Below are 1,282 nucleotides of genomic sequence, written 5' to 3'. Positions count from 1 at the left end.
AAATATCAGACTGTAGGATTTGTTTTCTGATTCAAAATGTGTAATTTCGAATCGAGAACAAACGATTTACAATCTGCTTCCTGCTCATGCAGGGCACACACAGCGGTTTCAAGAAATGGCGAGAAATGTGGTAAATTCACGTTTTTCTTTCGCAAGAAATATTATCTTAACGGAAAATACTCGGTTACGAAGATCGCCACTTCATGAAGCCGCGAAACGTTATAGGCAACTCTAAAAAACAAACGCGACACAGAAAATATGGGAGCTTGGGGAACAGCAATATCATCTAACGACACTTACGCTGACATTTACAGTGAGTTTTTCGACCTTTATAATGACGGACTTGACGTTGGAGAAATTTCACAGAAATTAATTGCTGGCAATCAAGAAACAATTAACGATACGGACGACTGCAATAACTTTTGGTTCGCTTTGGCAAAAGCACAATGGGAGTGTAAACAACTCGACAAAGAGATTTTTGACCGAGTAAAAAAGGTTATTGAAACGGGTGCAGACCTCGAAGTATGGCGACAACTTGAAGCAGACGAAAAGGACATTAAAAAACGTAAAGCAGTTCTTGACAAATTTCTAACAGACTTGCAAACAGAAAGACCAAAAGCAAAGTCAAGAAAAAAGAAAATAATTCGACAGCCTATTTTTGAGAAAGGCGATTGTGTGATATTCGAACTTGAAAATAAGAATTATGGTGGAGCAATTGTTTTAGAAGCCATAAAAGACACAGAATTAGGACTTAATTTAATTGCTTTAACCAGGATAAATAGTAAAGCAAAACCACTATTGAAAGATTTTGAAAATTCTGAAATACTGACAAAATCATTTGCGAACTGGAAAAATGAAATTGAAATTGGTTGGTGTTATGCTATTGGATTAAAAACAGACAAAACCGAATATGAAGTTTTAGGCAAAATCAAAGTTGACATTAATTATCCTGTGAATGTTGGTTCTGGATACTATTTCAATGGAACTATTGACAAAATGAAAGAGTATGCACATAAGCAATTTGAGTATGAAAAAGATAATCCAAAGCCACCGAAAAAAATGATAGTAAAAGAATTAATAAAAAAGAAAGGTTGGAAGTTTTGGTAAAAAGAGCTGCCTATAACAGATAAGGGTTCGTTGGGCTTGAAAAGCCAACAATGAACCCGCGGTTGAACGGAACCGGTTGGGAGTCCGCTAACACTATGGCGTTATCGTAAAATTAGTAGAAGGATTACCAAGAGGATTTAGAGTCCTCTTTTTTTAAGGATTGGTTTTCGTAGTT

At 35.9% G+C, this 1,282-nt stretch carries 1 protein-coding gene; it reads left to right on the top strand.

The annotated features are described in order from the left end of the window. Positions 1-258 precede the first annotated feature (258 nt). Positions 259-1,107 (top strand): hypothetical protein, encoded by an 849-nt coding sequence (locus BUA03_RS16310; protein ID WP_066081931.1) that lies wholly within the window; start codon positions 259-261, stop codon positions 1,105-1,107. Positions 1,108-1,282 lie beyond the last annotated feature (175 nt).

The organism is Flavobacterium fryxellicola, from assembly GCF_900143245.1.
Lineage (GTDB): Bacteria > Bacteroidota > Bacteroidia > Flavobacteriales > Flavobacteriaceae > Flavobacterium > Flavobacterium fryxellicola.
This window is presented reverse-complemented; position numbering and strand designations above follow the sequence as displayed.